The organism is Streptomyces sp. TRD_SC_5 (genome assembly GCF_056836825.1).
On the sequence record NZ_JBWZZS010000001.1, the window covers coordinates 2,039,588 to 2,065,104 of the forward strand.

Annotated in this window: 27 protein-coding genes and 1 pseudogene; 13 read left to right on the forward strand and 15 right to left on the reverse strand. The window is 71.2% G+C overall.

All coding sequences use genetic code 11. The features are described 5' to 3' along the window. Nucleotides 1-464 precede the first annotated feature (464 nt). The gene (locus tag AC1P0E_RS09360) at nucleotides 465-1,070 is read left to right on the forward strand and encodes a response regulator (protein WP_482745700.1); all 606 of its coding nucleotides are present in this window, start codon (nucleotides 465-467) and stop codon (nucleotides 1,068-1,070) included. 32 nt (nucleotides 1,071-1,102) lie between these two features. Here AC1P0E_RS09360 and AC1P0E_RS09365 read toward each other — a convergent pair whose 3' ends face one another. From AC1P0E_RS09365 to AC1P0E_RS09375, 3 genes are read right to left on the reverse strand one after another with little or no spacing between them, the layout of a single operon-like run. Then, complete coding sequence (locus AC1P0E_RS09365; protein ID WP_482741702.1) at nucleotides 1,103-1,885, reverse strand: hypothetical protein; 783 nt, start codon at nucleotides 1,883-1,885, stop codon at nucleotides 1,103-1,105. Then, nucleotides 1,885-2,421, reverse strand: coding sequence for a SigE family RNA polymerase sigma factor (locus AC1P0E_RS09370; RefSeq protein WP_482741703.1), 537 nt, complete (start codon nucleotides 2,419-2,421; stop codon nucleotides 1,885-1,887). Before AC1P0E_RS09370 ends, AC1P0E_RS09365 begins: the two co-directional genes overlap by 1 nt. A gap of 49 nt (nucleotides 2,422-2,470) precedes the next feature. Continuing rightward, complete coding sequence (locus AC1P0E_RS09375) at nucleotides 2,471-3,916, reverse strand: MFS transporter (RefSeq protein ID WP_482741704.1); 1,446 nt, start codon at nucleotides 3,914-3,916, stop codon at nucleotides 2,471-2,473. A 144-nt stretch (nucleotides 3,917-4,060) separates the two neighbouring features. On the opposite strand from AC1P0E_RS09375, the gene AC1P0E_RS09380 reads away from it, so the two are divergent. From AC1P0E_RS09380 to AC1P0E_RS09390, 3 genes are read left to right on the forward strand one after another with little or no spacing between them, the layout of a single operon-like run. Continuing rightward, nucleotides 4,061-4,531: an SRPBCC domain-containing protein gene (locus tag AC1P0E_RS09380; RefSeq protein ID WP_482741705.1), complete on the forward strand. Its 471-nt coding sequence runs from the start codon at nucleotides 4,061-4,063 to the stop codon at nucleotides 4,529-4,531. After that, a complete protein-coding gene (locus tag AC1P0E_RS09385; protein WP_482741706.1) occupies nucleotides 4,528-4,920 on the forward strand; it encodes an ArsR/SmtB family transcription factor in 393 nt (130 codons plus the stop codon). The genes AC1P0E_RS09380 and AC1P0E_RS09385 overlap by 4 nt, the downstream gene beginning before the upstream one ends. Continuing rightward, nucleotides 4,892-5,686 carry a DUF899 domain-containing protein gene (locus tag AC1P0E_RS09390; protein ID WP_482741707.1) on the forward strand — a complete coding sequence of 265 codons (795 nt, stop codon included), beginning with the start codon at nucleotides 4,892-4,894 and terminating at the stop codon, nucleotides 5,684-5,686. The genes AC1P0E_RS09385 and AC1P0E_RS09390 overlap by 29 nt, the downstream gene beginning before the upstream one ends. Before the next feature lie 64 nt (nucleotides 5,687-5,750). On the opposite strand, the gene AC1P0E_RS09395 is transcribed toward AC1P0E_RS09390, so the two are convergent. The 3 genes from AC1P0E_RS09395 to AC1P0E_RS09405 form a co-directional block, all read right to left on the reverse strand. Beyond that, the gene (locus AC1P0E_RS09395) at nucleotides 5,751-5,912 is read right to left on the reverse strand and encodes a carbohydrate-binding protein (protein WP_482741708.1); all 162 of its coding nucleotides are present in this window, start codon (nucleotides 5,910-5,912) and stop codon (nucleotides 5,751-5,753) included. 66 nt (nucleotides 5,913-5,978) lie between these two features. Then, complete coding sequence (locus tag AC1P0E_RS09400; RefSeq protein WP_482741709.1) at nucleotides 5,979-7,169, reverse strand: lipid-transfer protein; 1,191 nt, start codon at nucleotides 7,167-7,169, stop codon at nucleotides 5,979-5,981. A gap of 24 nt (nucleotides 7,170-7,193) precedes the next feature. Continuing rightward, entirely contained in the window at nucleotides 7,194-9,344 is a 2,151-nt protein-coding gene (locus tag AC1P0E_RS09405) for an acyl-CoA dehydrogenase family protein (RefSeq protein ID WP_482741710.1), read from the reverse strand. A 159-nt stretch (nucleotides 9,345-9,503) separates the two neighbouring features. Here AC1P0E_RS09405 and AC1P0E_RS09410 point away from each other — a divergent pair, with 159 nt between their 5' ends. After that, a complete protein-coding gene (locus AC1P0E_RS09410) occupies nucleotides 9,504-9,851 on the forward strand; it encodes a hypothetical protein (protein ID WP_482741711.1) in 348 nt (115 codons plus the stop codon). 58 nt (nucleotides 9,852-9,909) lie between these two features. Here the strand turns inward: AC1P0E_RS09410 and AC1P0E_RS09415 are convergent, their stop codons facing one another. Both AC1P0E_RS09415 and AC1P0E_RS09420 read right to left on the reverse strand, forming a co-directional pair. Then, nucleotides 9,910-10,185, reverse strand: coding sequence for a DUF397 domain-containing protein (locus tag AC1P0E_RS09415; RefSeq protein WP_482741712.1), 276 nt, complete (start codon nucleotides 10,183-10,185; stop codon nucleotides 9,910-9,912). Further along, nucleotides 10,145-10,993: a helix-turn-helix domain-containing protein gene (locus AC1P0E_RS09420; protein ID WP_482741713.1), complete on the reverse strand. Its 849-nt coding sequence runs from the start codon at nucleotides 10,991-10,993 to the stop codon at nucleotides 10,145-10,147. The genes AC1P0E_RS09415 and AC1P0E_RS09420 overlap by 41 nt, the downstream gene beginning before the upstream one ends. 136 nt (nucleotides 10,994-11,129) lie before the next feature. On the opposite strand from AC1P0E_RS09420, the gene AC1P0E_RS09425 reads away from it, so the two are divergent. The 5 genes from AC1P0E_RS09425 to AC1P0E_RS09445 all read left to right on the forward strand — a co-directional run bounded on the left by AC1P0E_RS09425 (nucleotide 11,130) and on the right by AC1P0E_RS09445 (nucleotide 15,300). Beyond that, on the forward strand, nucleotides 11,130-11,498 hold the full coding sequence (locus tag AC1P0E_RS09425) for an ATP-binding protein (protein ID WP_482745701.1): 369 nt from the start codon (nucleotides 11,130-11,132) through the stop codon (nucleotides 11,496-11,498). A gap of 37 nt (nucleotides 11,499-11,535) precedes the next feature. After that, nucleotides 11,536-12,183, forward strand: coding sequence for a class I SAM-dependent methyltransferase (locus tag AC1P0E_RS09430; protein WP_482741714.1), 648 nt, complete (start codon nucleotides 11,536-11,538; stop codon nucleotides 12,181-12,183). A 22-nt stretch (nucleotides 12,184-12,205) separates the two neighbouring features. After that, nucleotides 12,206-13,180: an N-acetylmuramoyl-L-alanine amidase gene (locus AC1P0E_RS09435; protein WP_482741715.1), complete on the forward strand. Its 975-nt coding sequence runs from the start codon at nucleotides 12,206-12,208 to the stop codon at nucleotides 13,178-13,180. A gap of 120 nt (nucleotides 13,181-13,300) precedes the next feature. Continuing rightward, nucleotides 13,301-14,161 carry a hypothetical protein gene (locus AC1P0E_RS09440; RefSeq protein ID WP_482741716.1) on the forward strand — a complete coding sequence of 287 codons (861 nt, stop codon included), beginning with the start codon at nucleotides 13,301-13,303 and terminating at the stop codon, nucleotides 14,159-14,161. A gap of 128 nt (nucleotides 14,162-14,289) precedes the next feature. Then, nucleotides 14,290-15,300: an LLM class F420-dependent oxidoreductase gene (locus AC1P0E_RS09445; protein ID WP_482741717.1), complete on the forward strand. Its 1,011-nt coding sequence runs from the start codon at nucleotides 14,290-14,292 to the stop codon at nucleotides 15,298-15,300. Nucleotides 15,301-15,539: 239 nt separating this feature from the next. On the opposite strand, the gene AC1P0E_RS09450 is transcribed toward AC1P0E_RS09445, so the two are convergent. Then, a complete protein-coding gene (locus AC1P0E_RS09450; RefSeq protein ID WP_482745702.1) occupies nucleotides 15,540-16,331 on the reverse strand; it encodes a maleylpyruvate isomerase family mycothiol-dependent enzyme in 792 nt (263 codons plus the stop codon). 99 nt (nucleotides 16,332-16,430) lie between these two features. On the opposite strand from AC1P0E_RS09450, the gene AC1P0E_RS09455 reads away from it, so the two are divergent. Further along, nucleotides 16,431-16,724, forward strand: a complete 294-nt coding sequence (locus AC1P0E_RS09455; protein WP_482741718.1) for a hypothetical protein — start codon at nucleotides 16,431-16,433, stop codon at nucleotides 16,722-16,724. Between the two features lie 18 nt (nucleotides 16,725-16,742). Here AC1P0E_RS09455 and AC1P0E_RS09460 read toward each other — a convergent pair whose 3' ends face one another. From AC1P0E_RS09460 to AC1P0E_RS09470, 3 genes are all read right to left on the reverse strand, one after another. Then, on the reverse strand, nucleotides 16,743-17,813 hold the full coding sequence (locus tag AC1P0E_RS09460; protein ID WP_482741719.1) for a prenyltransferase/squalene oxidase repeat-containing protein: 1,071 nt from the start codon (nucleotides 17,811-17,813) through the stop codon (nucleotides 16,743-16,745). Beyond that, entirely contained in the window at nucleotides 17,810-18,565 is a 756-nt protein-coding gene (locus AC1P0E_RS09465; protein WP_482741720.1) for a class I SAM-dependent methyltransferase, read from the reverse strand. Before AC1P0E_RS09465 ends, AC1P0E_RS09460 begins: the two co-directional genes overlap by 4 nt. A 126-nt stretch (nucleotides 18,566-18,691) precedes the next feature. Beyond that, nucleotides 18,692-20,032, reverse strand: coding sequence for a glycosyltransferase family 4 protein (locus tag AC1P0E_RS09470; RefSeq protein WP_482741721.1), 1,341 nt, complete (start codon nucleotides 20,030-20,032; stop codon nucleotides 18,692-18,694). A gap of 230 nt (nucleotides 20,033-20,262) precedes the next feature. Here AC1P0E_RS09470 and AC1P0E_RS09475 point away from each other — a divergent pair, with 230 nt between their 5' ends. Both AC1P0E_RS09475 and AC1P0E_RS09480 read left to right on the forward strand, forming a co-directional pair. Next, nucleotides 20,263-20,889, forward strand: coding sequence for a TetR family transcriptional regulator (locus tag AC1P0E_RS09475; protein ID WP_482741722.1), 627 nt, complete (start codon nucleotides 20,263-20,265; stop codon nucleotides 20,887-20,889). A gap of 192 nt (nucleotides 20,890-21,081) precedes the next feature. Next, nucleotides 21,082-21,579, forward strand: a pseudogene (locus AC1P0E_RS09480) (LuxR C-terminal-related transcriptional regulator); the annotation flags it as partial. On the opposite strand, the gene AC1P0E_RS09485 reads toward AC1P0E_RS09480, so the two are convergent. The 3 genes from AC1P0E_RS09485 to AC1P0E_RS09495 form a co-directional block, all read right to left on the reverse strand. Beyond that, a complete protein-coding gene (locus AC1P0E_RS09485; protein WP_482741723.1) occupies nucleotides 21,505-23,496 on the reverse strand; it encodes an ATP-binding cassette domain-containing protein in 1,992 nt (663 codons plus the stop codon). The pseudogene AC1P0E_RS09480 and the gene AC1P0E_RS09485 sit on opposite strands and share 75 nt — an antisense overlap. Further along, nucleotides 23,486-25,243 (reverse strand): ABC transporter ATP-binding protein, encoded by a 1,758-nt coding sequence (locus AC1P0E_RS09490; RefSeq protein WP_482741724.1) that lies wholly within the window; start codon nucleotides 25,241-25,243, stop codon nucleotides 23,486-23,488. The genes AC1P0E_RS09485 and AC1P0E_RS09490 overlap by 11 nt, the downstream gene beginning before the upstream one ends. A 137-nt stretch (nucleotides 25,244-25,380) precedes the next feature. Then, entirely contained in the window at nucleotides 25,381-25,503 is a 123-nt protein-coding gene (locus tag AC1P0E_RS09495; protein WP_093801060.1) for a SapB/AmfS family lanthipeptide, read from the reverse strand. Nucleotides 25,504-25,517: the final 14 nt, after the last annotated feature.

The window sequence follows — 25,517 nt, forward strand, 5'->3', positions numbered from 1 at the left end:
ATGCTGCTCCTTGATGGATGGAAGACCTCGGTGCGGCCGTCCGCACCGTCGGCCGCACCGAGGTCGTACGGGACCGGCCGTGGACCGCCCGTTCTAGAACGCGTTCTAGGCCGATGGGGCCTATGTATAACGCACGCCCCGGCAGTTGTGAAGACAGCCCGCTGACGCTGCGTCAGGTTGCCCGCTCCGGGGCCGCCGGCAAGCGCATCTGCCGTCGCGAGAACGCCGTGGACAGCTCACCCGAACGCGTGCGTCCGGAGATCACGGACAGCGGCCGGAGCGTAAGCTCCGAGCAGCCCGTCGGCTCGGGCGGTGGCACGGGTCTCGAGGGCCTCACCGAGCGCCTCGCGGCGGCCGGCGGCACGCTCGACGCCGGTCCTTCCACCCGCGACGGCTCCCTGGTGAGCGCCGAACTGCCCGTAGGCACCGACCTCGAACCGGAACCCAGAACTGGAGTCCACCCCATGATCAGAGTCCTCCTGGCCGAGGACCAGGGCATGACGCGCGGCGGCCTCGCCCTGCTGCTCGGCCTGGAGGCGGACATCGACGTCGTCGCCCAGGTGGCCGCAGGCGACGAGATCGTGGACGCCGCCCTCGTCTCCCGCCCCGACGTGGCGCTGCTGGACATCGAACTCCCGGGCCTCAGCGGCCTCGACGCCGCCGCGCTGCTGCGCGACGAGACGCCCGACTGCCGGGTGGTCATCCTCGCGACCTCCGGCAGGCCCGGCTGTCTGCGGCGAGCGATGGAGGCGGGCGCGGCGGGCTTCCTGGTGAAGGACGGCCCGGTGGAAGAGCTGGCCGCGACGATCCGCCGGGTACTGACCGGCGAAACGGTCGTCGACCCCGTGCTCGCGGCGGCCGACCTCAGCTCCGGGCCCAGCCCGCTCACCGCGCGCGAGTGCGACGTACTGAACGCGGCGGTGGACGGGGCGACCGTCGCCGACATCGCGGCGAAACTGCGCCTGTCGGAGTCGACCGCACGGAACTACCTGTCGTCGGCAATCGGCAAGACCGGCACCCGCAACCACATGGAGGCGCTACGGGCGGCAAGGCAACAGGGCTGGCTCTGACCCGCCGCTCCGCGGTCCGGTGGCCAGCCGGACTACTGCACCGTCTTGGGAACGCCCTTGGCGTCGAAGACACGGACACCCACCGCACCTCCCCCGGGCCCCCGGGGTTCTTCCTCCGTGAACCACCGCTGCTTGAACCCGGCGGCCCGCATCAGCTCCGGCTCTCCGGTCCCGTCGCGGTGCTCAAAGACCACGCGCTTCACCTGCGGCCCGACATATCCGATGGTCAGCTTGGTCCCTTTCACCGTGAACGTGTACGACTGGAAGCCCATGCCGTCGATGTCGTCGTCGGTCTTGCTCTGAAGGCCATGGACCGGCAGTGTCCGCTTGCCCCCATGGGCGTCGGCAACGACGACGGAGAACCAGCTCGTCCCGATCCCGGGCACGGGATCGGCCGCCCGCTCCTCCCACACCCCGTACTCGATCATCCGCTCCTTCTGCTTGCGGGCTTCGGCCTCGCTGCGGGGCGCGCCCCACACCTCCAGGGACACATACCCCTCCTCGGACGAGCCCTCGCCGTCGATCTCCGTGAGGTGAGTCCGCTGCGGCACGTAGACGTGGCGCTCCTGCGCCGACAGCTGCTGCGCCGCCACATGGGACTGCTCCCGTCCGTCCACCACCGCAAGCGCCAGCGAACCCGTGGAGCCCGCCAGCACCAGCGCCGCCGTGGCGCCGAGTGCCCAGCGGCGCACCTTGCGGCGCTTGCCGCCGCGGATCACAGCCTCGTACGGCGCTATTCCCACCTCGACCTCGTCCGTCGCGTCCGCGAGCCATAGGGCGATGTCGCGGTGCGCCATGTCATTTTCCCCGGTCATTACTTCACCCCTCGGCTTCCGACCTTCTCGGTAAATTCGGGTATGGCACGCAACTTGGCGATCCCCTTGGCGGCGTTGCTCTTCACCGACCCCACCGAACAGCCCATGGCCTCGGCGGCCTGGGTCTCGCTCAGGTCCTCCCAGTACCGCAGCACCACCGCCTCCCGCTGACGCGGGGGAAGCAGGGCGAGGGCGCGCAGCAGTGCGGTCCGGTCGTCGGCCTGCGCCATCCGGTCGTCACGCTCGGGTGTCTCCAGGACAGGAGCCGAGTCCAGTATCGACAGGAACTCCTTGAGCTTCTTGCGGTGCTTGCGCGCATGAGCGTTGACCATGATGCGCCGCACATACGCGTCCGGATCACCGGCCCCGCTCACCCTGCCCCAGGACACATAGACCCGCTCCAGGGACGACTGCACCAGGTCCTCTGCCGCGTGCTGCTCCCCCGTGAGCAGGAATGCCGTACGCATCAGCTGCGACCAGCGGTTGACGACGAATCCCTGGAACTCTTCGTCTTGGGCCTGCTTCCGCTCCCCCATGAATGCCTCCTTTGCACATTGGAGTCCACGAGGGCCCCGAACCGTTGCCTCAGCCCGCAGCCGTGCTCCGCCTCGGCAGCAGGAAGAACATCAGCAACACACCTCCCACCAACGCGAACGCCCCCGTACGAAAAGCCAGCGCATACCCCGCCGTCAGCGCTTCACCGCTCGTGTCGCCCGCCGTCCTGGACGCCGCGACCGTCGACAGGACCGCGAGGCCGAGCGCGCCGCCCATCGTGCGCGAGGTGTTGATCAGGCCCGACAGGAGGCCGGCGTCGCCCGGCTCGCCGCTCGATGTCGCGAGCGAGGCCAGTGGGGTCGCGGCGAGGCCCGCGCCCAGCATCATCAGGGCGCCGGGGCCGAGGATCGCCGTGAGGTACGTTCCTTCGGCCCCCATCGTCGACTGCCACGCCATGCCGCCGGCCGCCACCAGCGCACCGGTGATCGCGACCCGGCGGGCCCCGAACCTCGCCATGAAGCGTGGCGCGAGCTTGGAGCCGATGACGACGCTGAGCGAGCTGGGGACCAGGGCGAGGCCGGCGCCGAGCGGGGTGTAGCCCAGCACGTTCTGCGCGTACAGCGTCATGAAGAACCACATGCCGAACATCGCGGAGCCGTTCACGAACATCGCCACGTTCGCCGCCGAGACCGCCCGTACGCGGAAGAACTTCAGCGGCATCAGCGGTGCCTTCGTCCGCGCCTCCACCGCCACGAACACGCCGAGGATCGCGAATCCTGCCACCAGCGGGACCAGCGTGGCCGCCGCCGCCCACCCCTGCGCCTCGGTCTGCACGATCCCGTACGCGAGAGTCGCGAGCCCGGCCGTGACCAGCAGCGCGCCGGGGAGGTCCAGCCGTCGGCCGTCCCTGGCGTGGCTCTCGACGAGCCACAGCGCAGCCCCCGCGAGCACCAGCGCGCCCACCGGAACGTTGATCAGCAGCACCCAGCGCCAGGACAGCGCGTCCGTCAGTACGCCACCGACGAGCCCGCCCGCGGCCCCGCCGCCCGCGCCGACCGCCGACCACGTTCCGATGGCCCGGGTCCTGGCGGGCCCTTCGGGGACGGCCGAGGTGAGGATGGTGAGCGTCGCGGGCGCCAGCACCGCCGCACCGAGGCCCTGTACGGCGCGGGCCGCCAGCAGATGCCAGTCCTCCTGCGCGAGCCCGCCGGCGAGGGAGGCGGCGGTGAACAGGCCGAGCCCGGCCAGGAAGGTCTTCTTGCGGCCGAAGATGTCGGCCGCGCGCCCGCCGAGGAGCATGAATCCGGCGAAGGCGATCGAGTAGGCGTTGACGACCCACTGCAGGCCGATCGCGCTGAGCCCGAGGTCGGCGCGCATCGAGGGCAGCGCGACGTTGACGACGGACACGTCGAGGACGACGAGGAACTGGCCCGCGCAGGCGGCGAGTACGACGGCCCAGGTGCGCGACGGCTTGCGGGCGGCGGGTATCCGGGTTCGCGAGGAGGAGGAAGAGGAGGCTTGGACCATGGCTGTCATGCTCGCAGCATCGGTGTGCCCCGTACATCCGCCTTTCGGCTCAGGGCCTACGACCGCACAAGTGCAACCCCCGGGTTGCACCTGGGGGATTGATGTGCAACCTTTGAGTTGCACACCCCATTGGCGACGGTGAAGGAGTCCCTCATGAGCGAGGACCGGATCGAACGCGAAACCCTGATCGAGGCACCCCTGGAGCGGGTCTGGTCACTGGTGGCCGAACCCGGGTTCTGGGTGGCCGACAACCCGAGCTCGGCCGGCACCGTGGCCAAGGAGGGCGAGTCGATGGTGGCGAAAAACTCCGAGTACGGCGACTTCCCGGTGCGCGTGGAGAAGGTCGAGCCGCCGACGTACCTTGCGTACCGCTGGGCCAGTGCGTTCCCCGGGGAAGAGCTGCGCGAGAACAACAGCACCCTCGTGGAGTTCACGTTGACCCCGGAAGGCGACAAGACGCGGCTGCGCGTCGTCGAGAGCGGGTTCGCGGCGCTGGCAGGGTCCGAGGAGCTGCGCGGCCAGGCGGTGGAAGACAACACCGGCGGCTGGCCCCAGGTGCTCGACGCGCTCAAGACGCGCGCCGAGCAGTCGCCCGCACAGCCATCCGAACAGTCATCCGCGTGACGGACGAACGTCGCGGCGCCGCCGAGGCGGTCGACAGCGTCCTGGTCGCGCTGGCCGACCCGACGCGACGGCAGCTGCTTGATCGGCTCGCCGCACACGGCGAGGCCACCGCGACCACGCTCGCCGGACGGCTTCCCGTCTCGCGGCAGGCGGTGGTCAAGCACCTCGCCGTCCTGGATGCCGCCGGGCTGGTTTCCGGCAGCCGGGTCGGTCGCGAAGTGCGGTACGCGGTGCGGCCTGCGGCGCTGGACGCGACCGCCCAGTGGATGACCGCGCTCGCGGCCGATTGGGATCGACGGTTGGCGGACATCAAGCGCGTCGCTGAGGCAGCGGAGCGCAAGGAGAGAGAGGAGAGAAACGATGACCGGTCACAAGACGGGAACACGTGAAGAGTGGCTTGCGGCCCGGCTGGAGCTGCTCGAGGCCGAGAAGGCGCTGACGCGGCGCAGCGACGAACTGGCGCGGTGGCGGCAGCAGCTGCCCTGGGTCCGGATCGACAAGGAGTACCGCTTCGAGACCGACGAGGGCACAGCATCCCTCGCCGGTCTCTTCGGAGGACGCTCGCAGCTGCTCGTCTATCACTTCATGTTCGGCCCCGAGTACACGGCGGGGTGTCCGTCCTGCTCCGCGATCGCGGACGGCTTCGACGGCTCCGTCGTCCACCTCGCGAATCACGACGTCACGCTCTGCGCGGTGTCGCAGGCTCCGCTCGCGAAGCTGCGGGCGTACAAGCGGCGAATGGGCTGGAGCTTTCCCTGGGCGTCTTCGTCCGACAGCGACTTCAAGTACGACTTCCAGACATCGCACACCGAGGAGCAGTGGCAGGCGGGAGCCGTCGAGTACAACTTCCGCACGGTGGACTTCCGGCCGCCGGAGGGCGCGGAAAGTCCCTTGCTCGCCGAGATCGCGTCCAGCGTGGGAACGGACTGGGCGACGTACAGGCGAGAGGGCCCCGGCGTGAGCGCGTTCGCGCTCGAGGATGGTGTGGTGTACCACACCTACTCGGCGTACGAACGCGGAGTGGACGGCCTCTGGGGCATGTACCAGTGGCTCGACCGCGCGCCGCTCGGTCGAAACGAGGCCGGCTTCTGGTGGCGCCGCCACGACGAGTACAACAGCCGGCGTGAGCCTGCATCGCCCAGCTGCTGCGGATGATCCAGCCGCTGCGGACGGTGAGCACGGACGTCGGACAGCCGTTGGAGACCTGGGTGCGACGCCCCTATTCGGCGTCCTTCCGCCACATTTTCACGGTCGTCTTCGGATTACTGGCGGAATTCGATTTGTGCGCCACCAAGCAGCGGTACTGCTTGCCCAGATAGGCGACACGATCATTCGCCGAATACTGCCGGTTGACTTTCCATTCCGAAAATCCCGCTGCCATGTGATGACGCCCTTTCAAGGGGTCGGCTCGTTGCCGGCCCACGCGAATCCTCCCACGGCCCGCGCCTCACGCCCCCCGCAGCAGCGTCACCACCGCCGCCCCGCCCAGCCCGATGTTGTGCGCCAGCCCCACCCGAGCGCCCCGCACCTGCCGCGCCCCCGCCTCCCCCCGCAACTGCCACGTCAGCTCCGCCGCCTGCGCGAGACCGGTCGCACCGAGCGGATGGCCCTTGGAGATCAGGCCGCCGGAGGGGTTGACGACCCAGCGGCCTCCGTACGTCGTCGCGCCGCTCTCCACGAGCTTTCCGGATTCCCCCTCACCGCACATTCCCAGGGCCTCGTACGTCAGCAGCTCATTGATGGAGAAGCAGTCGTGCAGCTCGACGACGTCGACGTCCTCGATGCCGAGGCCGGACGTCTCGTACACCTGCCGCGCGGCGGCCCGCGACATCGGCTTTCCGACGACGTCGATGCAGGACCCGGAGGCGAAGGACTGTTCGGTGTCCGTCGTCATCGCCTGAGCGACGATCTCGACCGCCTTGGCGTGCAGACCGTGCTGGACGAGGAAACGCTCGGAGACGACAACAGCGGCTGCCGCCCCGTCGGAGGTCGGCGAGCACTGGAGCTTCGTGAGCGGCCGGTGGATGGTCTTCGCGGCGAGGATCTCGTCGACCGTCCACACGTCCTGGAACTGCGCGTTGGGATTGTCCGCCGAGTGCCGGTGGTTCTTGGCCGCGACCGCCGCTAGCTGAGCCTGGGTCGTGCCGTACCGCTCCATGTGCTCCCACGCCGCGTTGCCGAAGATCTGCGCGGTGGGCGGCGTCATCTCGAAGCCGTGCGCGGCGGCCATGACGCCGTAGTGGCGGGCGACCGGCGACGTGGCGAAGTCGCCACCGTCCGAACCGCCGCCCAGCGCGCCCCGCTTCATCTTCTCGAATCCGAGCGCCAGCACACAGTCGCTGATGCCGCCCTCGACGAACTGCCGCGCCATCATCAGCGCCGTCGACCCGGTCGCGCAGTTGTTGTTGACGTTGTAGACGGGGACGCCGGTCAGGCCGAGTTCGTACGCCGCCCTCTGCCCGGCCGTCGAAGCCTGGAAGCAGTAACCGACCGGGACCTGCTGGACTTTCCCGTACGCGATCCCCGCATCGGCCAGCGCCTTCGTTCCGGCCTCCTTCGCCATGTCCCAGTACTGCCACTCACGGCTCTCGGGCTTCTCGAATTTCGTCATCCCGACACCGACGATGTAAGCCTTCATCAGCTGGTCCCCTCTCCCCTTCAGTCAGTCACGCGGCAGGCCGAGAATCCGCTCGGCCACGACATTGAGCTGAACCTGAGTCGTGCCGCCCGCGATCGTCAGGCAGCGCGACATCAGAAAACCGTGCACGGCCCGCTCCCCCGCCCCCTCGCGCACCGCGCCCTGCGGGCCGAGCAGTTCGAGGGCGAGTTCGGCGACCTTCTGCTGGTGCGGGGTCTGGACGAGTTTGCGTACGCTCGCTCCCGCGCCCGGTTCGAGGCCCGACACCTGTTGCGTCGTCGTACGCAGCCCGATGCAGGCGAGGGCGTGCGCCTCGGCGGCCAGCGCCCCGATGCGCGCCCGGTACGCACCGTCGAGTTCGGCCGACCCGGCGATCAGCGCTTCCAGCCCGGTGTCGAAGGCGACCTGGTCGGCCATGTGGACACGTTCGTTGCCCAGGGTGTTACGGGCGACCTGCCAGCCGCCGTTCACCTCGCCGACCACCGCGTCGTGGGGCAGCAGTACGTCGTCGAAGTAGACCTCGTTGAACAGCGAGTCGCCGGTGATCTCCTTCAGCGGCCGGATGTCGATGCCCCCGGCCGCCGCCTTCATGTCGACGACGAAGTACGTCAGCCCCTTGTGCTTGGGGGCCTCGGGGTCCGTACGGGCGAGCAGGATGCCGTAGTCCGCCCACTGCGCCGCGCTCGTCCAGACCTTCTGCCCGTTGACACGCCATCCCCCTTCCGCCGTCTTCTCCGCCCTCGTCCGCAGCGACGCCAGGTCCGACCCCGCCTCCGGTTCCGAGAACAGCTGGCACCACAGCACCTCGCCGCGCAGCGTCGGTGCGAGGTAGCGCTCCTGCTGCTCGGGCGTCCCGTACGCGATCAGCGAGGGCACGACCCAGGTAGCGATCCCGAGACCGCCCACCTCCACCCCCGCCTCGCGCATCTCCTGCTGTACGGCGAGCTGCCGCACGGGCCCCGCGCCCAGCCCGTACGGCGGCGGCAGGTGCGGGGCCGCGTACCCCGTCGGCGCGAGGGCGCGGCGGGCGGCGCCCGGGTCGAGGCCGCGCGCGCCCTCGATGGCCTCGCGCGCCTGTTCCCGGTACGCGCCCGCTTCGGGAGGCAGGTCCAGCCGCAGCTCGCGCCGCGCGCCGGCCGCCGCGAGGCGCGCGGCGCGCAGCCGGTGGGCGTCACCCGGCCCGAGCAGCTGCCGCGCGACGAGCGCCCTGCGCAGATACAGGTGGGCGTCGTGTTCCCAGGTGAAGCCGATGCCGCCGAGGATCTGGACGCAGTCCTTGGCGCAGGAGTACGCGGCGTCGAGCGCCGTGGCCGCCGCGAGAGCGGCAACCAGCCCCCCGGCCTCAGTCCCCACGGCACGGGCCGCGTCCCAGGTGAGGGCCCTGGCCTGTTCGAGGCGTACGAGCATGTCCGCGCAGAGGTGTTTGACCGCCTGGAACTGCCCGATCGGCCGCCCGAACTGCTCGCGCACCTTGGCGTGTTCGACGGCGGTGTCCAGCGCCCAGCCGGCGGTCCCGCACGCGTCGGCGGCGTACAGCACGGCGGCGAGGTCGCGGACGGTGTCCGCGTCGTCGAGGGCGAGCAGACGGCCGGCCGGGACGGTGACGGCGTGGGCGGTGACTTCGGCGGTGGGCCGGGTCGGATCGGCGCTCTCGTGTGTACGGACCACCAGCTCCCCGGCGTCAACGGCGAACCACGCGCTCCCGGCGGCCAGTACGAAGAGGTCCGCCTGCGCGCCGCCCAGGACGGGCGGCGCGGTCCCGTCGAGCCGGTAGCCGCCGTCGACCGGCGTGGCGGTGAGCGTCCCCGCGCCGAGCGCGACGGCCCCGATGCACGCGCCCGCCGCCAGCGCGGCGACGAGCCGCCCCTGACCGCCGCGCCGCAGCACCTCGGAGGCGAGCACGCTCGGCAGGTACGGGCCCGGAAGCGCGGCGCGTCCGGCCTCCTCCAGTACGACGGCGAGGTCGAGCAGCGTCCCTCCCCCGCCGCCGTACTCCTCCGGCAGATGAATCCCGTGCAGGCCCTGGGCTGCGGCCCCGTCCCAGTACGCGGGCCGATGGGGCTCTCCTGTCCCGTCGAGCAGCTTCCGCGCGTAAGCGGACGGCGCGGCCCGCGCGAGCCAGCGGCGTACGGAGTCCGCCAGGTCGCGATGCTCTTGCGTGATTCCGATACCCATGCGCGGCAGACTAGAACACGTTCTTATCTGACGGAAGGTCAGATGGAGGGCGAAGAATCGATACGGCTACACCCGTTCGAGTGGCACGGACATTGCGGGACATCTACCTGGGCAACGGACAGAAGGCATCGAAGCCCTCAATGAAATGAATGGAATCCCATGCGACTTCGCAGCACCCTCGCCGCCGCCGTCGGCGCCTTCGCGCTCGTACTGACGCTGCCCGCTTCCTCGGCCGGTGCGGCAACGGGGCAGTTCCGCTACACCTACGTCAACGAGGAAGGCTATGAGCTTGTCGGTTTCATGAATGCCCCGGAGAGCGGCCAGTGCATCAACCTCCCGGGGTTGAACGATGCGCTCCCGCCCGCCCACTCGCCCAAGAACCGCACGGACGCGACTGCGACGGTCTTCCTGAACGCAGACTGCGAGGGTGAGGAGTACTTCACCCTCCGCCCCCACACCGGCGGCGGCAGCGAGCGGCTCCTGGTGCGCTCGGTGGTCTTCTCGTAAAGCATGGCAACGCCCGCCCCGGCACGTTTCGTACCGGGGCGGAGCCCTTGAGCGCCGCTCAGATGCCGCCCTCGGCGGCGGCCGTGACGAATGCCGCGAAGGCGGCGGGGGTGACGGCGAAGGCGGGGCCTTCGGGGTTCTTGGAGTCGCGGACGGCAATACGGCAGGGTTGTGCGGCGACCTCGACACAGTCACCGCCGGTGCCGCCGCTGTACGAAGACTTGCGCCAGGCGGCGGCGCCGAGGGGGGCGCACTCGATGCAGTCGCCGCCGGTATTGCCGCTGTAGCTGGACTTACGCCACCGCGCGTTGGTCAGGTCCTGGCTGTTGCCCATAACGTTCCTCCATTACGCGGATGATCAGTGCCGCCGAATCCTCCACAGAGAGCGCAGCAGCCTGCAAGTGAGCGTAACGAAGGGCGGCTTCCTTGACGGTCTCAGGGTTGGCGGTCATGTGCCCCGAGATGAGGTCCTCCGTGTAGACGAGGTCCGGGTCGTCCTTGAACCGCAGCGTGTTGAACGATCCGATCAGGCTCGCGTGTTCACCGGCCGCGAAGGGGAGTACCTGAATCCTCACCCAGCGCTCCTCGCGGAAGCCCAACAAGTGAGCCAGTTGGTCCCGCATGACCTCCAAGCCGCCAATCGGCCGATAGAGCGCAGCCTCGTCCAGCACCACCCAGATCATGGGCGGACGTTCCCGGCGCACGATTCGATGACGCTCCATTCGGGCCGCCACCAGCTCATCCAAGTTGCCCGGCAGTCCCGTTGCCAGCACCGCTCGCGCGTACGCCTCCGTCTGAAGCAGGCCGTACACGAGCTGCGCCTGGTACGTCGAGATGTACGTCGCCCGCGCCTCCATCTCCGCATACGGCTGGAACCAGTGCGGCAACTGACTCCGCAGCACCAGCCCCGCCAACCGCGAGAACGTCCCGCCCGTCCCCAGCGCCGCGTCCATCCGTTCCGAGAAGTCGCGGGTCGGCACCTTCCGTGCCGTTTCGACCTGGCCGATGAGCGAGCCCGTACAGAAGACGATGTCCCCGAGCTGGCCCTGCTTGAGCCCGGCCGCCTCTCTCAGGCGGCGCAGTTCGGAGCCGTAGTAGTCCAGCGGCGATGCGCTGGGATCGAGATCGCGGATGTTGACCATGCGGAGGCCACCCCCAAGTTCAACGCCGTGAGGCGTTCCTTTCGGTCAGTAGCCGAGCGTAATCGCGCCACCCCACCCTGGTGTCATGAATGACGTAACTGCCCACTCATCGGCGCAAATTGACGCCGGCTATCGCATGGGCTTCACAGTCGGTGAGCACTCAGCGCGACACATGCGACGCATCATGCGGACGTTTCTGGCTCGCTGGGACATGGCCGAGCTGACCGACGCCGCCGAACTTGCCCTCACCGAGCTCGTCGCCAACGTCGTACGGCACGTGCCCGGCCGCCACTGCGGGCTCCTCATCCTGCGCCGGCCGGGCGGACTGCGGGTGGAGGTCACGGACAGGTGTCCCCGCCCGGTGCGCGCGATGGGCGGCGGAGGCGACGAGCTCGCCGAGGGCGGGCGGGGGCTGCTCCTGGTCGAGGCCGTGACCGACCGCTGGGGCACGGTGCCGCTGCCGGGCGGCAAGACCGTGTGGTTCGAGTGCGACGTGAAGCAATAATGGGCGGCCTGTACGTACCGACCAGTAGGAGAACCCCATGGCCGCCGCCGCGCCCAAGCCCGAGACGCTCGCCGCCTTCGCCGCCGCCAAGGGCTTCATGCCGGTGCGCGAAGGACTCGCCCTGTACGCCGCGGCCGCCGAAGCCGGGGCGCTCGGGCTGCCGCTGGTCGAGGTCGGTACGTACTGCGGCCGCTCCACGATCCTCCTGGCCGACGCCGCCCGCGAGGCCGGGACGGTCGCCGTGACCGTGGACCACCACCGGGGCAGCGAGGAGCAGCAGCCCGGCTGGGAGTACCACGACCCGACGGTCGTGGACCCGGAGGTGGGCCTGATGGACACGCTCCCCACCTTCCGCCGCACGCTGCACAAGGCGGGCCTCGAAGAGCACGTGGTGGCGATCGTCGGGCGTTCGCCGCAGGTCGCGGCCGTGTGGGGCGGCGAGGTCGGCCTCGTCTTCATCGACGGCGGACACACCGACGAGCACGCGAACGGCGACTACGAGGGCTGGGCCCCGCACGTCGCGACCGGCGGGCTGCTCGTCATCCACGACGTCTTCCCGGACCCGGCGGACGGTGGCCAGGCCCCGTACCGCGTACATCAGCGGGCCCTCGCGTCCGGCGCCTTCACCGAGATCTCGGTGACCGACTCGCTGCGCGTCCTGCGCCGCGTTTCCCCAGGGATCTGACCGGCCCGGATAGCATCGCCGGGTGTCGTACGACAGCCAGCCCCCCACTCCCCCTTCCCGCCCTCGCCGCATCGGCCGCGGGAACGTCACCGTCGCGGTCGCCGCGCTCGTACCGACCGCCCTGGCGGGCTGGCTCGCGTGGCAGGCGATGAGCGGCCCCGGCGACAGCGATCCGCCGAAGGTGGTGCCGCTGCCGAACGCGAGCCAGAGCCGGTCCGCGTCGCCGCCCGCCGACGCGAAACCGTCGGCGGCCACCACGCCGCCGCCCGCGGCGACCGCTTCCCCGTCCGAGAGCAAGAAGGACGAGAAGCCGAACGGGACCGGGCCGCTCGCCGGCAAGGTCGTAGTGGTCGACCCTGGTCACAATCCCGGCAATTTCCGCCATACCCGCGAAATCAACGAACTCGTCGACGTGGGTACGCACCACAAGGAGTGCGACACCACCGGCACGACCACCAACGGCGGCTACACCGAGGCGTCGTTCACCCTGGACGTCTCGCGCCGCCTGCGCGCCCTCCTCGAAGACCAGGGCGCGACGGTGAAACTCGTGCAGAACGAGGACCGGCCGTACGGACCGTGCGTCGACGAGCGGGCCCGTATCGGCAACGAGGCGAAGGCCGACGCCGTGGTCTCCGTCCACGCCGACGGCTCGGCGGTCGGCAACCGCGGCTTCCACGTGATCCTGCCCGCCCTGGTCAAGGACGGAGCCGCGGACACCACGAAGATCGTCGGCCCCTCGCGCGACCTCGGGACGCGCATCGCGGGCAAGTTCGTCCAGGCGACCGGCAGCGCGCCCTCCAACTACGTGGGCGACGGCACCGGGTTGGACGTACGCAAGGACCTCGGCGGCCTCAATCTGTCGACTGTGCCCAAGGTGTTCATCGAATGCGGCAATATGCGTGATCCGAAGGACGCGGCCCTGCTGACGAACGAGGGCTGGCGCCAGAAGGCGGCACAGGGAATCGCCGACGGCATCGGGAGTTACCTGAAGGGGTAGGTCTGACACCCGGCGGCCGACCCCGCCGGAGGGACGATACATTCATCCGTACGATGGGGAGCCGCCCCCGAGCTCCGCACTGTGCCGCCCCGACGAGTCGACCCACTAAGGACCTTCAAAGTGAACATCCGCTCCCTCACTCGAGGCGACGGCGTGGTGATCGGAGCAGCGGTGGTGCTGTTCGTCGCCTCGTTCCTCGACCTCATCTCCGCCCCGGAATGCAGTGGCGAGTTCTGCCCCAAGTCGTCCCCGTCGTTCACCGCGTGGGACTCGCTGGGCACGCTGATGAGCGTCTACCTCGCCGGTGTCATCGCCGCGGCGCTGATCGTCGTCGGCCGTGCCATGCCGGGGCGCAAGGTCGCCGGACTCGACCTCGGTCAGTTCGGTGTGGCCTTCGCCGTCTTCGCGCTGTGGACCGCCTTCTGGACGATCATCGACATGACCGGTGACGCGGGCGCCGGCATGATCCTCGGCCTGCTGGCCACCATCGTCCTCGCCGCCGGCGCGGTCGCCGCCCCGCTCGTCCCCGCGCTGAAGGCCCCGCTCATGGGCGCCCCGAAGCCGCAGGTCGCGCAGCCGTACGGTGGCCAGCCCGGTCAGCCGGGCCCCGGTGGCTACGGTTACCCCGGCGCCCAGCAGCCGCCGTACGGCGGTCAGCCCGGCCCCGGTCAGCCGCAGCCGTTCGGCGCCCAGCCGCAGCCGCAGCAGGGCCAGCCGCACGCGCAGCAGCAGGCTCCGGCCCCGCAGGCGCAGCAGCAGGCCGGTGCGCCCGCCGCTGCCGCCGACTTCGCGCCGTTCTGGTTCGCGGTTCCGGTCGCCCGTCCGCTGTACGCCGAGGACGGTTCGCCGACGCCGATCGCCGAGCTCGCGCCCGGCACCTGGTACCTGGCGGTGGAGCAGCGCGGTCCCGGTCTGGTCGCCCAGACGCAGGACGGCCGCCGCGGTGTCCTCCAGGACACCACCGGCATCCAGCGCGGCTGACGGCCGCGCGCCCGTAGCGCGGCAGCAACGGCTCCTCGCCCCTTCCGGGCGGGGGGCCGTTGTCGTACAGTCGCCCGGTCATTGTTCTGACGGTTCGTCAGAAACGGTCGCGCGGGGAGGACTCAGGGATGCGCCTCGGACTCGCTCTCGGTTACTGGGGCCGCGGCCCCGACCCCGGCCATCTCGCCCTGGCCCGTGAGGCCGAGCGGCTCGGCTATGACTCCGTGTGGACCGCCGAGGCCTGGGGCTCCGACGCCTTCACCCCGCTCACCTGGATCGCGGCGCACACCTCCCGCATCAGGCTCGGCACCGCCGTGGCGCAGATGGCCGCCCGCACCCCCACCGCGACCGCCATGCACGCCCTCACCCTCGACCACCTCTCCGGCGGCCGGATGATGCTCGGGCTCGGGCTTTCGGGTCCGCAGGTCGTCGAGGGCTGGTACGGGCGGCCCTTCCCCGCCAGTCCGCTCACCGCGACCCGTGAGTACGTCGACACGATCCGCCAAGTACTCAGGCGCGAGGCGCCGGTCGAGGTCGACGGCCGGTTCCATCCGCTTCCGTACCGGGGCGCGGACGCTGTCGGCAGCGGCAAGGCGCTCAAGCCGATCACGCATCCGCTGCGGGCCGCACTCCCCCTCCTTCTCGGCGCGGAAGGCCCGAAGAACATCGCCCAGACGACCCGTATCGCCGACGGCTGGCTGCCGCTCTACTGGTCGCCGATGCGCCCCGACGTGTACGCGGCGTCGCTGGCCGCTCTCCCCGCCGGTTTCATGGTCGCGCCGATGGCGCGGGCGAAGGTCTGCGACGACGTGGCGGAAGGGCTGCTGCCGGTCAAGGCGATGCTGGGTTTCTACATCGGCGGCATGGGCCACGCGGCCCGCAACTTCCACGCCGACCTGATGGCCCGGATGGGCTTCGAGGAGGAGGCCCGCCGCGTCCAGGAGCTGTTCCTGGCCGGCCGGAAGGAGGAGGCGGTACTCGCGGTCCCCGACGCGTTCGCCGACGAGATCTCCCTCGTGGGCCCCCGCGAGCGCATCGCGGAACGCCTGGAACTGTGGCGCGATGGCCCCGTCACCGACCTCCTGGTAACGGCCCCGGACCCCCACACCTTGCGCGTACTGGCCGACCTGAACAGCTGAAGGCCGGCGCTCGGACTCGCCCAGGTTCGCCCGCGGGACGATCCCGGACGAGCACCGGGTCGATCCGGCGTACATCGAAGCGGGCGCCTCAATCGATCTCGGCCACGCCGTGTACGACTTCCGCGTCGCGCTCGGCATCTCGGAGACCGAGGTCGAGCAGGTCGAGGGGGCGGCGCGACGCCGACGCCGCCTCTGGCCATGTCCCCGGCGTTCGTGCCGCACGCCGCCTGGCGACCGGGTCAGCCGAAGGACGCCCGCTCCAGCCAGAAGTCCAGCAGCTGCGCGTCGCCCAGTACCTCCACCCGGTCGCTGTCGGCGGGCAGCCTGCGGTAGAAGACCTGGAGTACGTCGGCGAGCGGGCCGCGCAGGGCGACCGTGGCCTTCTCGTGTCCCCGGCGCCAGGTGAAGCCGTCCTCGCCGAACTCGATCATCCACTCCGCGTCGAGCGCGTCGGGCGCGTCCGTCGCGTGGAGGTGGATGGAGCGGCCGGAGCCGCGCAGCTCGTTCGCCTGCCTGTCGGCGCCGGTGGACTGCGACCACGCGACGATCTCCAGCCACTCGTCGATGGCGTCCGCCGCGACGTCCGGAGCGACCTCGAACGTGATCCCGGCGGTGATCGCCGCGTCCGCGCGGTGCACCAGTGTCTCGTGCGTCATGCGGCGCACCCAGAACGCCGAGCTGTTGTCCCCGTTCCAGGTCCACACCTCGGCGTCCGGCCCTGCCGCCCGCAGCGTGTCCGCCATCTTCTGCGCGCCCTCCGCCAGCCACGCGTCCAGCGCGGCCGGTTCGGCGTCGCCGGGGCCGGGGCAGCCGGGGATCTCATCCTCGGGAACCGCCGCTGACGCCTTCGTCCGTACGATCGTCTCGGCCCGGCGGTGGGCGGCGCCGACGTGCCGGGCGAGGTGGCCCAGCGTCCACTCGGGGCAGGTCGGCAACCTCGCGGTCAGGTCCGCGTCGATCAGCACGGCGCGCAACAGGTCGGTCTGCCGGACGAGTTCGTCGCAGTAACGTTCGTGTCCCAGAGCAGCAATCATGAGCGCACCCTAAACGGGTCCGCCCCCGAACGGCCGCCCGATTATTGCGCGGCGCCGTATCGGTTTCAGCCAACGTAAAGCGGCAACATGTTCGGCATGTCACCCAGTCATCGCAGTGGAAGCAACCAGGCAGCGACGATCATCATCGTCATCGCCGACATCATGGCCTTCATCCTCGGCCTGTGGATCCTGATGTACCTGCTGGACGCCAACCGCGCGAACGACCTGGTGAACTTCGTCCAGGACGCCGCCCGCTGGCTGGCCGGCTGGTCGCACGACCTGTTCACCTTCGACGAGGCGTGGGCGCGCGTCGTCGCCGGTTACGGTCTCGCGGCCGTCGTGTATCTCTTCGCCGGCCATGCCCTGGCCAACGTCCTCCGTCGCCACTGAGGGCTGCTGAGCTGCCGCTCAGCAGCAGTCCGGGTCCAGGCCGAGCGGCAGCCGTTCGCCGCTGAAGACCGCGGTGGTCGCCTCGTCGCCTCCAAGGGCGGCCACCGCCAGCAGCAGTGAGCCCGCCGTCCACGTGGTGAGCTCCTCGGGCCAGACGGCCCGGTTGCCCTCGAAGACGTAACCCGTCCAGTACATGCCGCCCGGTGCCCGCAGGTGCTGTATGGACTGGAGGATCTCCAGGGCGCGGTCCGACTCCCCCATCACCCACAGGGCGAGGGCGAGCTCGCAGCTCTCGCCGCCGGTCACCCAGGGGTTCGGGACTATGCAGCGCACGCCCTGGCCTGGGACGACGAACCGGTCCCAGTCCCCCTCGATGCGGGCCTTGGCCTCCGGTCCGGTGATCGCGCTCGCGAGGATCGGGTAGTACCAGTCCATCGAGTAGCGGCTCTTGTCGAGGAACCGCTCCGGGTGACGCTGGATGGCATGCCGCAGCGCGCCGACCGCCAGCTCCCAGTCGGGCTGCGGTTCTTCCCGCTGCTCGGCGACGGCGAGCGCGCAGCGCAGGGCCTGATGGATGGAGGAACTGCCGGTCAGCAGCGCGTCGTTGACGGGCGTGCCGTCGTCCTCGCGCTTCCAGCCGATCTGGCCGCCGGGCTGCTGGAGCGCGAGCACGAACTCCGTCGCCGCGTAGACGGACGGCCACATGCTGTCGATGAACGCGTCGTCGCCGGTGGCGAGGTAGTGGTGCCAGACGCCGACGGCGATGTACGCGCAGAAGTTCGTCTCGCGGCCCCGGTCGGTGACCCGCTCCGCGTCCCCGTCGTCGTACGCCGCGTACCAGGAGCCGTCCGCGTTCTGGTGCCTGGCCAGCCACTCGTAGGCGCGGGCGGCGGCGGCGTGCTCGCCGGCCGCGTCGAGCGCCATGGCGGCCTCGGTGTGGTCCCACGGGTCGAGGTGGTGGCCGCGGAACCATGGGATGGCGCCGTCCTCGCGCTGCACGGCGAGGATGCCCGCCACGGTCTCGGCGGCCTCCTCGACGGTCAGCACACCGGGCAGGACGAGGTGTTCCGTACGCTCGGGGATGGTCACTTGGCGTCCGCCGCGTCCGCCGCGACCGACGTGGCCGGCAGGTGGGGCTTGGTCGCGTACGCCACGAAGCTCTTGCCCACGAGGGGGTTGAGGGCCTGCTCGGCGATGCGGGTGGCCAGAGGCTTCTTCATGATGTCCCAGACCAGCAGCTTGTGGTACGCCCGCACCGGCAGCGCCTTGTCGTTGTCGACGCCGAACGCGCACTTCAGCCACCAGTAGGGGCTGTGGAGCGCGTGCGCGTGGTGGGTGCCGTACGGCTTCAGGCCGGCTTCGCGCATCCTTGCGAGCAGCTCGTCGGCCTTGTAGATGCGGATGTGGCCGCCCTCGACCTCGTGGTACGCGTCGCTCAGCGCCCAGCAGATCTTCTCCGGCCCGTAGCGCGGCACGGTGACGGCGATGCGCCCGCCCGGCTTCAGTACGCGGACCATTTCGGCCAGCACCCCCTTGTCGTCGGGGATGTGCTCCATGACCTCGGAGATGATCACGACGTCGAAGGAGGCATCGGGGAAGGGGAGGTTCAGCGCGTCGCCCTCCATGGCGGTGGCGGTGGCGCCCGCCGGGGCCTCACCGGCCTCCTTCATGGCGGCGAACCACTTGGCGACCTCGCGGATCTCCTCGCCGTTCTGGTCGAGGGCCACCACCTGGGCGCCGCGCCGGTAGCACTCGAAGGCGTGCCGGCCCGCGCCGCAGCCCAGGTCGAGCACGCGATCGCCCGGGGCGAGCGGGAAGCGGGAGAAGTCCACGGTCAGCACGGGGTCTGCCCTTCCGGATGGGGGTGGTTACGGCGCCGGATCACCGGGCGCGCATGGCTGGGGCCGCGGAGCGGCGGAGGATCTGGGTCGGCGGCGTCCGCTCAACGGGGTCTCGTCAAAGGGGTCTCACCGGGCTCCCCCGCGAACCGCGCTGTGGGCGGAGCTGTGTGCGGAGCTGTGGGCGGCGATCCGCTCGCGGTAGAGCTCGGCGGTGCCCTGGGCGGCCTTGGCCCAGGTGAACCGGTCCAGCACCCGGCCCCGTCCCGCCGCGCCGAGGCGCCGGCGCAGTTCGGGGTCGCCCAGCAGCCGGCCGAGCGCGGCGGCCAGCGCGCCCGCGTCACCGGGCGGCACGGCCAGGCACGTCTCGCCGTCCGTCCCCGCGACCTCGGGGATCGCGCCGCCGGTGGTGGCGACGAGCGGGGTGCCGGTGGCCATGGCTTCGGCGGCGGGCAGCGAGAAGCCCTCGTACAGGGAAGGGACACAGGAGACCTGGGCGCCGCGCACGAGGTCGACGAGCTCCTGGTCGCTGATGCCCTTGACGAACTCGACGGCGCCCTGGAGTCCGTACCGCTCGATGGCCTGGGCGACCGGGCCGTCCTCGGCGCGCTTGCCGACGACGACGAGGTGCGCGTCGGGCCGCTCGGTGCGGAGCTTGGCGAGTGCCTCGACGAGGTGGACGAGGCCCTTGAGCGGTACGTCCGCGCTGGACGTCGTCACGATCCGCCCCGGGATCTCGGCGACGGACGGGTCCGGGGACCACAAGCCGGTGTCCGCCCCGATGTGCACGACGCGGATACGGTCGCGGCGTACCCCGAGGTGCTCGACTATCTCCTCCTGCGAGGAGCCGGAGACGGTGAGCACCGAGGGCAGCCGGCGGGCGACGCGCTTCTGCATGCGCGTGAAGCCGTACCAGCGGCGTACGGAGGCGCGCCTGCGGCGGCTTTCGGCGGCGTCGAGGTCGAGCTGCCGGTCGACGGTGATGGGGTGGTGGATGGTGGTGACCAGGGGGGCGCCGAGGTCGCCGAGCAGTCCGTAGCCGAGCGTCTGGTTGTCGTGGATGACGTCGAACTCTCCCCGGCGGGCGGCCAGGTGGCGCTTGGCGCGCAGCGAGAAGGTGAGGGGCTCGGGGAAGCCGCCGGTCCACATCGTCGCGACTTCCAGGGCGTCGATCCAGTCGCGGTACTCGTCACGCCCTGGCGTACGGAACGGGTCGGGGCTGCGGTACAGGTCGAGGCTGGCCAGCTCGGTGAGCGGTACGCCCTCGTCGAGTACGGGGTAGGGCTGGGAGCCGAGGACTTCGACGCTGTGGCCGAGTCGGGCGAGCTCGCGCGAGAGGTGGCGGACGTAGACGCCCTGGCCTCCGCAGAAGGGGTTGCCCTTGTACGTCAGGAGCGCGATGCGCAGCGGACGGTCGCCCTTGACGAGGTCCCCCGCGTGGGGGCCCGCCTCTATGGCCTCAGCGGTCACTCCCGGCCCCCTTCTTACTGCTCTTTCACCGGAGCGTAGCCGCTGGCGCTAACCTAGAACAAGTTTCAGTATCGAACGTCGGACGAGCTCTGAATCTACCGGCAGGTAGTGCAACCGTAAGCGCCGGATCAGGTGATTCGCGCCACGGCAGGTGCCCTGCCATGCTGTGCCACCCGGGGGCCCCGGTCCCCCACGCCCGGCGTACGGACAAATGCCATGGAATGGGACGCATGACAGCGGAAGTCAAGCCCTCTTCGCCACCCCTGACGGAACGCCAGGAGGCGCGCCGCCGCCGGATCCTGCACGCCAGCGCCCAGCTGGCCAGCCGGGGCGGCTTCGACGCGGTGCAGATGCGTGAGGTCGCCGAGGCGGCCGGCGTCGCGCTGGGCACGCTGTACCGCTACTTCCCGTCCAAGATCCACCTGCTGGTCGCCACCATGCAGGACCAGCTCCAGCACATGCACACCACGCTGCGCAAGCGACCCCCGGCCGGCGAGAGCGCGGCCCAGCGGGTGGCGGAGACCCTGATGCGCGCCTTCCGCGCCCTGCAGCGGGAGCCGCAGCTGGCGGACGCGATGGTGCGGGCACTGACCTTCGCCGACCGCGGCGTCAGCCCCGAGGTGGACACGGTCTCGCGCCAGACGACGGCGATCATCCTGGACGCGATGGATCTGGCGGGCCCGCCGACTCCGGAGCAGTTGTCGGCGGTCAGGGTCATCGAGCACACGTGGCACTCGGCGCTGATCACGTGGCTTTCGGGGCGGGCGTCGATCGCCCAGGTGAAGATCGACATCGAGACGGTGTGCCGCCTGATCGATCTGACCGATCCGGCCGCCCACCCGGACTACCGGAGGTAACGGGGGGCGCGCGTGCACCCGGAGTGCGCTACTCATGCCCCTCTCGCGCTCCCCAATGGCCTGATTCCGCACCCCTGACATCGGCGGTCGCGGGTACTAATGAGCGACGTGCCATGTCCATGCAGGGCTACGCAGGTACCTCCGGGGGAGCAGGCAGTGACCAGCATGATCCGCGTTCTACTCGTGCACGACATGTGTCTGGTGCGGTCGGGACTGGCCGCGTTATTCGAGAAGGAGCCCGACATCGAGATATCGACGAGCACGTCGGGGGAAGCGTTGCACAGTGCGCGGTCGTTACAGCCGCACGTCTGCGTGGCAGACGGCGAAGGGCCGGGATCACCGTGCCTGGTGGCGGCCGCCGACGTCTCCGGTGCCTGTGGCGCCTACCCGGGCTGCGCGCTGCTCGTGCTGGTCCCGGCAGGCAAACCGGGGCTCCTGCGGCGGGCGTACGAGACCGATGCCCAGGGATATGTCAACAAGGACGCTCCGGCCGAGCGGCTGCTCGAAGGGGTGCGGCGGGTTGCCGCGGGGGAACGTTTCGTCGACGACTCTCTCGCGTACGCGTTCTTCGAGGCCGCCCAGAGTCCGCTCACCCAGCGGGAGTTGAGCGTGCTGTCACTCGCCGCCGAAGGGGCGGACGTCACCGAGATCGCGCACAGCCTGCACCTGACCAACGGGACTGTGCGCAACTACATGGCCGCGATCACCCGGAAGACCGGGGCCCGCAATCGCGTGGACGCCATTCGCATCTCCCAGGGCGCCGGCTGGCTCTGACCGGCCGGCCGGCTCCGACGGCGCGGCCACTTCCGACCGGTCGGCCGCCTGCGACCACCCGGCCTGGCCCGCCCAGCCGCCGGCCAGGTCACGGTAGAGGGCGGAGCCCCGGATCAGTTCGTCATGGCTGCCGGAGACCGCGTGCGTACCGTCCATCACCAGCACGCGGTCGGCGCGGCGGGCCGAGCTGATCCGGTGGGCCACGACGATCAGCGTGGTGTTCGGGCGCTCGGCGAAGGCGCGCTCGGCGCGGGCCTCGGCGGCGGGATCGAGATGACAGGTCGCCTCGTCGAGCAGGACGACCGGCGCGGGTGCCAGGTGGGAGCGGGCGAGTGCGATCAGCTGCCGCTCGCCCGCCGACAGTTCGCGGGGCGCCACCGTGGCGTCCAGACCGCCCAGCCGCAGGAGCAGTTCGTACGCTCCGACAGCTCGGGCCGAGGCGAGTACGGCGGCGTCCGGCGGCGGGTCGTCCGGGCACAGGTAGGTGAGGTTGTCGCGGAGAGCGCCGGAGAAGACGTACGCCTCCTGCGGCACCAGGACCCGCCGGCGGGTGTCGCCGGGGCGCACCGGCCCGCCGCAGAGCAGGACCTCGCCGCTGTCGGGCACGAGGAGCCCGGCGACGAGGGCGGTCAGGGTGGACTTGCCGATTCCGCTGGGACCGACAACGGTGAGCCGGCCACCGGCCGGAACGGCGAGATCAAGCCCCTTGAACACCGGTTCGGCGTGCGGCCCGTAGGCGAAGGTCACCCCACGCAGCTCCACTACCGCCGCCGGGCGGGCCGGGTTCTTTCCCCCGGCCGCCTCCGGGCCGGGCGGTCCGTCCCCGGACGGGACGGGGCCCGCGCGTTCCGACTCCTCGCGCTCGACGCCCCGCGCACGCCCGCCCGCCGAGTCCTCGCGCGCCGGTTCCATGAGGCGGCGGAGTACCACCGTCAGGCGGGAGCCTGCCGTGCCGAGGGCCTGCATCAGGCTCTGGAGGGCGGGCAGCAGGGCGTACATGAGGTACGTGAGGGCGCCCACCAGGTCGCCGGGCGTCACCCCCCGGCTCAGCAGCCAGGGCGCGGTCACCAGCAGCAGGACCACCGGCAGCCGGCCGCCCACCGCCACTGCGAGCACCCGCAGCACGCCCCAGCGCGCGAGGGTGCGCGCGGCGCGGAACTCGGCGGCGAACCGGGCGTCCGCCCCGGCGGCCGTCCGCGTCTCCGCGCCCGCCGCCGTGATGTCCCGCAGCCCGGCGGCGGTCGCGTCCAGCGCCTGTGCGACCGCCTCGTCGGCGACGAGGAACGTCTCCTGGCGGCGGGCCATAGGCCGCAGGGTTGCCAGAAACAGACCGAGGCCGAGGAGGAGCGGCGGCACCACTACGAGCAGCAGCACGGGCGCCAGCGAGGCGAGGCCGGCCAGTGCCCCGGCCGCCGTGAAGACGAACGAGCGGGAGACCATCACGAGACCGGCGAAGGTGTCCCTGGCGATCTCCACCTGGTGCGTGAGCCGGGAGACCGCCGCGTGGTCGGCGTCCGCCACGGCGCGGTCGACGACGCGGCGTACGAGGCCGTCGCGCAGGGGCTCCACCAGCTCGGACACGGCCCGGAAGACCCGTCCGGTGCCGTACGCCCCGGCCGCGACGGACACCGCGGCAGCCGCCAGCCAGCCCAGCCCCTCGGCCGTGCGTCCGGCCAGGAATCCGTGGTCGAGGGCGCGGGCGAGGGCGTAGCCGAAGAGGAAGGTCTGGACGGCTTCGAGCAGCGACCAGCCCGCCAGCCTGGCCAGCACGGGCCGCCGCCGGTTCAGGAAGCGAAAGCCTTCGGTGCGCAGCGCGGGGGTGTCAGTCGCCATCGTTGGTTTCGTCCGTTCGACCCGTTCGATCCGTACCGTCCGTACCGTCCGCGAACACCGCGCGGTAGTCGTCCAGTTCCTGCCAGAGCCGCGCATGCGGCCCCACCGCGCGGATGCGGCCCTCCTGGAGCCAGGCGACCCGGTCCGCGCGGGCCGCCGTCGATGCCCGGTGCGCGATGATCAGGCGCGTACGGACACCGGCCTCACGGGTCAGGGCCTCGCCGACCCGCAGCTCGGTGACCGTGTCGAGGCTGGACGTCGCGTCGTCGAGGATCAGCAGCCGCCCCGGGTGCGCGAACGCCCTTGCCAGGCCCAGGCGTTGCGCTTCCCCGCCGGAGAGCGGCGCCTCGGCGCACGGGGTGTCGTAACCGTGTGGAAGGCGGCGTACGAAATCGTCGGCGCAGGCGGTACGAGCCGCCTCCCGCACCGCTGACGCGTCCGGTTCGTCGGCGCCGAAGGCGATCGTGCCGCCGATCGTGGCACCCAGCAGCGCGGGCCGCTCGAAGGCCTGGCCCACCGCGCGGCGCAGCACGTCGCGGGGCAGCTCGCCCAGCGGCACGCCGTCGAGCGTGACCGTTCCCGCGTCGGGGTCGGTGAGGCGCCCCGCGACCGCGGCGAGCGTGGACTTGCCGGAGCCGGAGCGGCCGACGAGGGCGAGCGAGGTGCCGCCGGGGACGGTGAGGTCGAGGCCGTCCAGGATCGTGCGGTCGCCGTGGGCGACCGTGATGCCGCGCAGCTCCAGCGTCCCGTCGCCGGGCGGCAGCTCGGCGCTGCCGTGCGCGGTCGCCGGTACGGCGAGCAGTCCGGCGAGGCGGCGGGCCGCACCCCGGCTGCGCACCAGGCCGTTCAGCCGGCCGACCAGCATGCCGATACCGGTGGCGAGCGCCGCGTACCGGGCGGCGGCGAGCAGGCCGCCCACCGAGAGTTCACCGGCCGCCAGACGTGCTCCGGCCACCGCCAGTACGGCGATCTGGAGCAGCGGCACGATCACGGCGGCCTGGGCGGTGGAGCGCCCCTGGACCCGCCACATCCGGTAGCCCTGGGCGCTGAGCGCCGCCAGCGGCTCCAGGATGCGGGCCTGCTCGCGGCGGGCCGTGCCGGCGGCCGCGATCGTACGGGCGCCGCCCACCGCCTCCACGAGGCGCGCGGCGATCTCGCCCTGGCTCTCCTGGTAACGCGCGACGCTGTCGCCCGATTCACGGACGAAGGCTTTCAGCAGCAGGGCGAGCAGCGGCAGGCCGACGAGGAACGCCCCCGCCGTCCACAGGTCGACGACCGCGAGGGCGACGAGCCCGCCGACGGGTGTCACCACGGCGGCCACCGTGCCCGCGAGCGCGGCCGGGGCGCCGCCGGCGTGGGCCGCGTTGCCGACCAGGCGGGCCACGATGTCGCCGGGCGGGACGCGGTCCGTGCAGCGCGGCCCGGCCGCCAGCACGTGCCGCAGCAGGCGTCGGCGGAACCAGGCGGTGGAGCGGGCGTTGGTGGTGCCGGTCAGTACGCCGTCGAATGCGTCGAGGACGACGAGCAGGCAGGTGAGCGCCGCGCAGGCGCTGAGCCAGGTGGTGGCGGAACGCCCGGACAGCAGCAGGTCCAGCGTGTGGCCGAGCACGGCGGGCAGCGCCAGACCGGTCACGGCGCCCGCGGTACTGAGGAGGAGGATCGCGGTACCGGGGACCGCGCTGTGCCGGACGGAGTCGAGCAACAGCCGGTTGGCCGCACGGGGTTGATCCAGCGGCTCCTGGCCCATGCGCCTTCATCCCTCCCTTCGTGCGGGTCCCTTCGTGCGGGGTCCCTTCGTGCGGGCAGCTGTACGGCCCCGGGAGGCGAGGTGCCGACGCCCGGGGCCGCATCTCTGTCAGAACGCCGCAGAGATTTCTCTCGACGTCACAGACACAGCAGGAAGCTGTTGGAGCTGTGCTTGTCGCACGCCAGCAGGCTCAGGCTGCTCTGGTCTCCGCCGCCGTCGGTCTCGGGGGTGTCCAGGCTCTGAAGGTCGAGAAGTGCCATGATGGTTCCCTTCG

What these genes read in the sequence shown, in the direction of transcription:
- AC1P0E_RS09420 (WP_482741713.1), bottom strand. Translation starts at nt 10,993, where the DNA reads ATGGTCAACATCCGCGATCTCGATCCCAGCGCATCGCCGCTGGACTAC.
- AC1P0E_RS09360 (WP_482745700.1), top strand. Translation starts at nt 465, where the DNA reads ATGATCAGAGTCCTCCTGGCCGAGGACCAGGGCATGACGCGCGGCGGC.
- AC1P0E_RS09445 (WP_482741717.1), top strand. Translation starts at nt 14,290, where the DNA reads ATGCGCCTCGGACTCGCTCTCGGTTACTGGGGCCGCGGCCCCGACCCC.
- AC1P0E_RS09380 (WP_482741705.1), top strand. Translation starts at nt 4,061, where the DNA reads ATGAGCGAGGACCGGATCGAACGCGAAACCCTGATCGAGGCACCCCTG.
- AC1P0E_RS09430 (WP_482741714.1), top strand. Translation starts at nt 11,536, where the DNA reads ATGGCCGCCGCCGCGCCCAAGCCCGAGACGCTCGCCGCCTTCGCCGCC.
- AC1P0E_RS09455 (WP_482741718.1), top strand. Translation starts at nt 16,431, where the DNA reads ATGTCACCCAGTCATCGCAGTGGAAGCAACCAGGCAGCGACGATCATC.
- AC1P0E_RS09400 (WP_482741709.1), bottom strand. Translation starts at nt 7,169, where the DNA reads ATGAAGGCTTACATCGTCGGTGTCGGGATGACGAAATTCGAGAAGCCC.
- AC1P0E_RS09415 (WP_482741712.1), bottom strand. Translation starts at nt 10,185, where the DNA reads ATGGGCAACAGCCAGGACCTGACCAACGCGCGGTGGCGTAAGTCCAGC.
- AC1P0E_RS09425 (WP_482745701.1), top strand. Translation starts at nt 11,130, where the DNA reads ATGGGCTTCACAGTCGGTGAGCACTCAGCGCGACACATGCGACGCATC.
- AC1P0E_RS09390 (WP_482741707.1), top strand. Translation starts at nt 4,892, where the DNA reads ATGACCGGTCACAAGACGGGAACACGTGAAGAGTGGCTTGCGGCCCGG.
- AC1P0E_RS09375 (WP_482741704.1), bottom strand. Translation starts at nt 3,916, where the DNA reads ATGACAGCCATGGTCCAAGCCTCCTCTTCCTCCTCCTCGCGAACCCGG.
- AC1P0E_RS09365 (WP_482741702.1), bottom strand. Translation starts at nt 1,885, where the DNA reads ATGACCGGGGAAAATGACATGGCGCACCGCGACATCGCCCTATGGCTC.
- AC1P0E_RS09395 (WP_482741708.1), bottom strand. Translation starts at nt 5,912, where the DNA reads ATGGCAGCGGGATTTTCGGAATGGAAAGTCAACCGGCAGTATTCGGCG.
- AC1P0E_RS09370 (WP_482741703.1), bottom strand. Translation starts at nt 2,421, where the DNA reads ATGGGGGAGCGGAAGCAGGCCCAAGACGAAGAGTTCCAGGGATTCGTC.
- AC1P0E_RS09490 (WP_482741724.1), bottom strand. Translation starts at nt 25,243, where the DNA reads ATGGGCCAGGAGCCGCTGGATCAACCCCGTGCGGCCAACCGGCTGTTG.
- AC1P0E_RS09475 (WP_482741722.1), top strand. Translation starts at nt 20,263, where the DNA reads ATGACAGCGGAAGTCAAGCCCTCTTCGCCACCCCTGACGGAACGCCAG.
- AC1P0E_RS09405 (WP_482741710.1), bottom strand. Translation starts at nt 9,344, where the DNA reads ATGGGTATCGGAATCACGCAAGAGCATCGCGACCTGGCGGACTCCGTA.
- AC1P0E_RS09495 (WP_093801060.1), bottom strand. Translation starts at nt 25,503, where the DNA reads ATGGCACTTCTCGACCTTCAGAGCCTGGACACCCCCGAGACCGACGGC.
- AC1P0E_RS09485 (WP_482741723.1), bottom strand. Translation starts at nt 23,496, where the DNA reads ATGGCGACTGACACCCCCGCGCTGCGCACCGAAGGCTTTCGCTTCCTG.
- AC1P0E_RS09410 (WP_482741711.1), top strand. Translation starts at nt 9,504, where the DNA reads ATGCGACTTCGCAGCACCCTCGCCGCCGCCGTCGGCGCCTTCGCGCTC.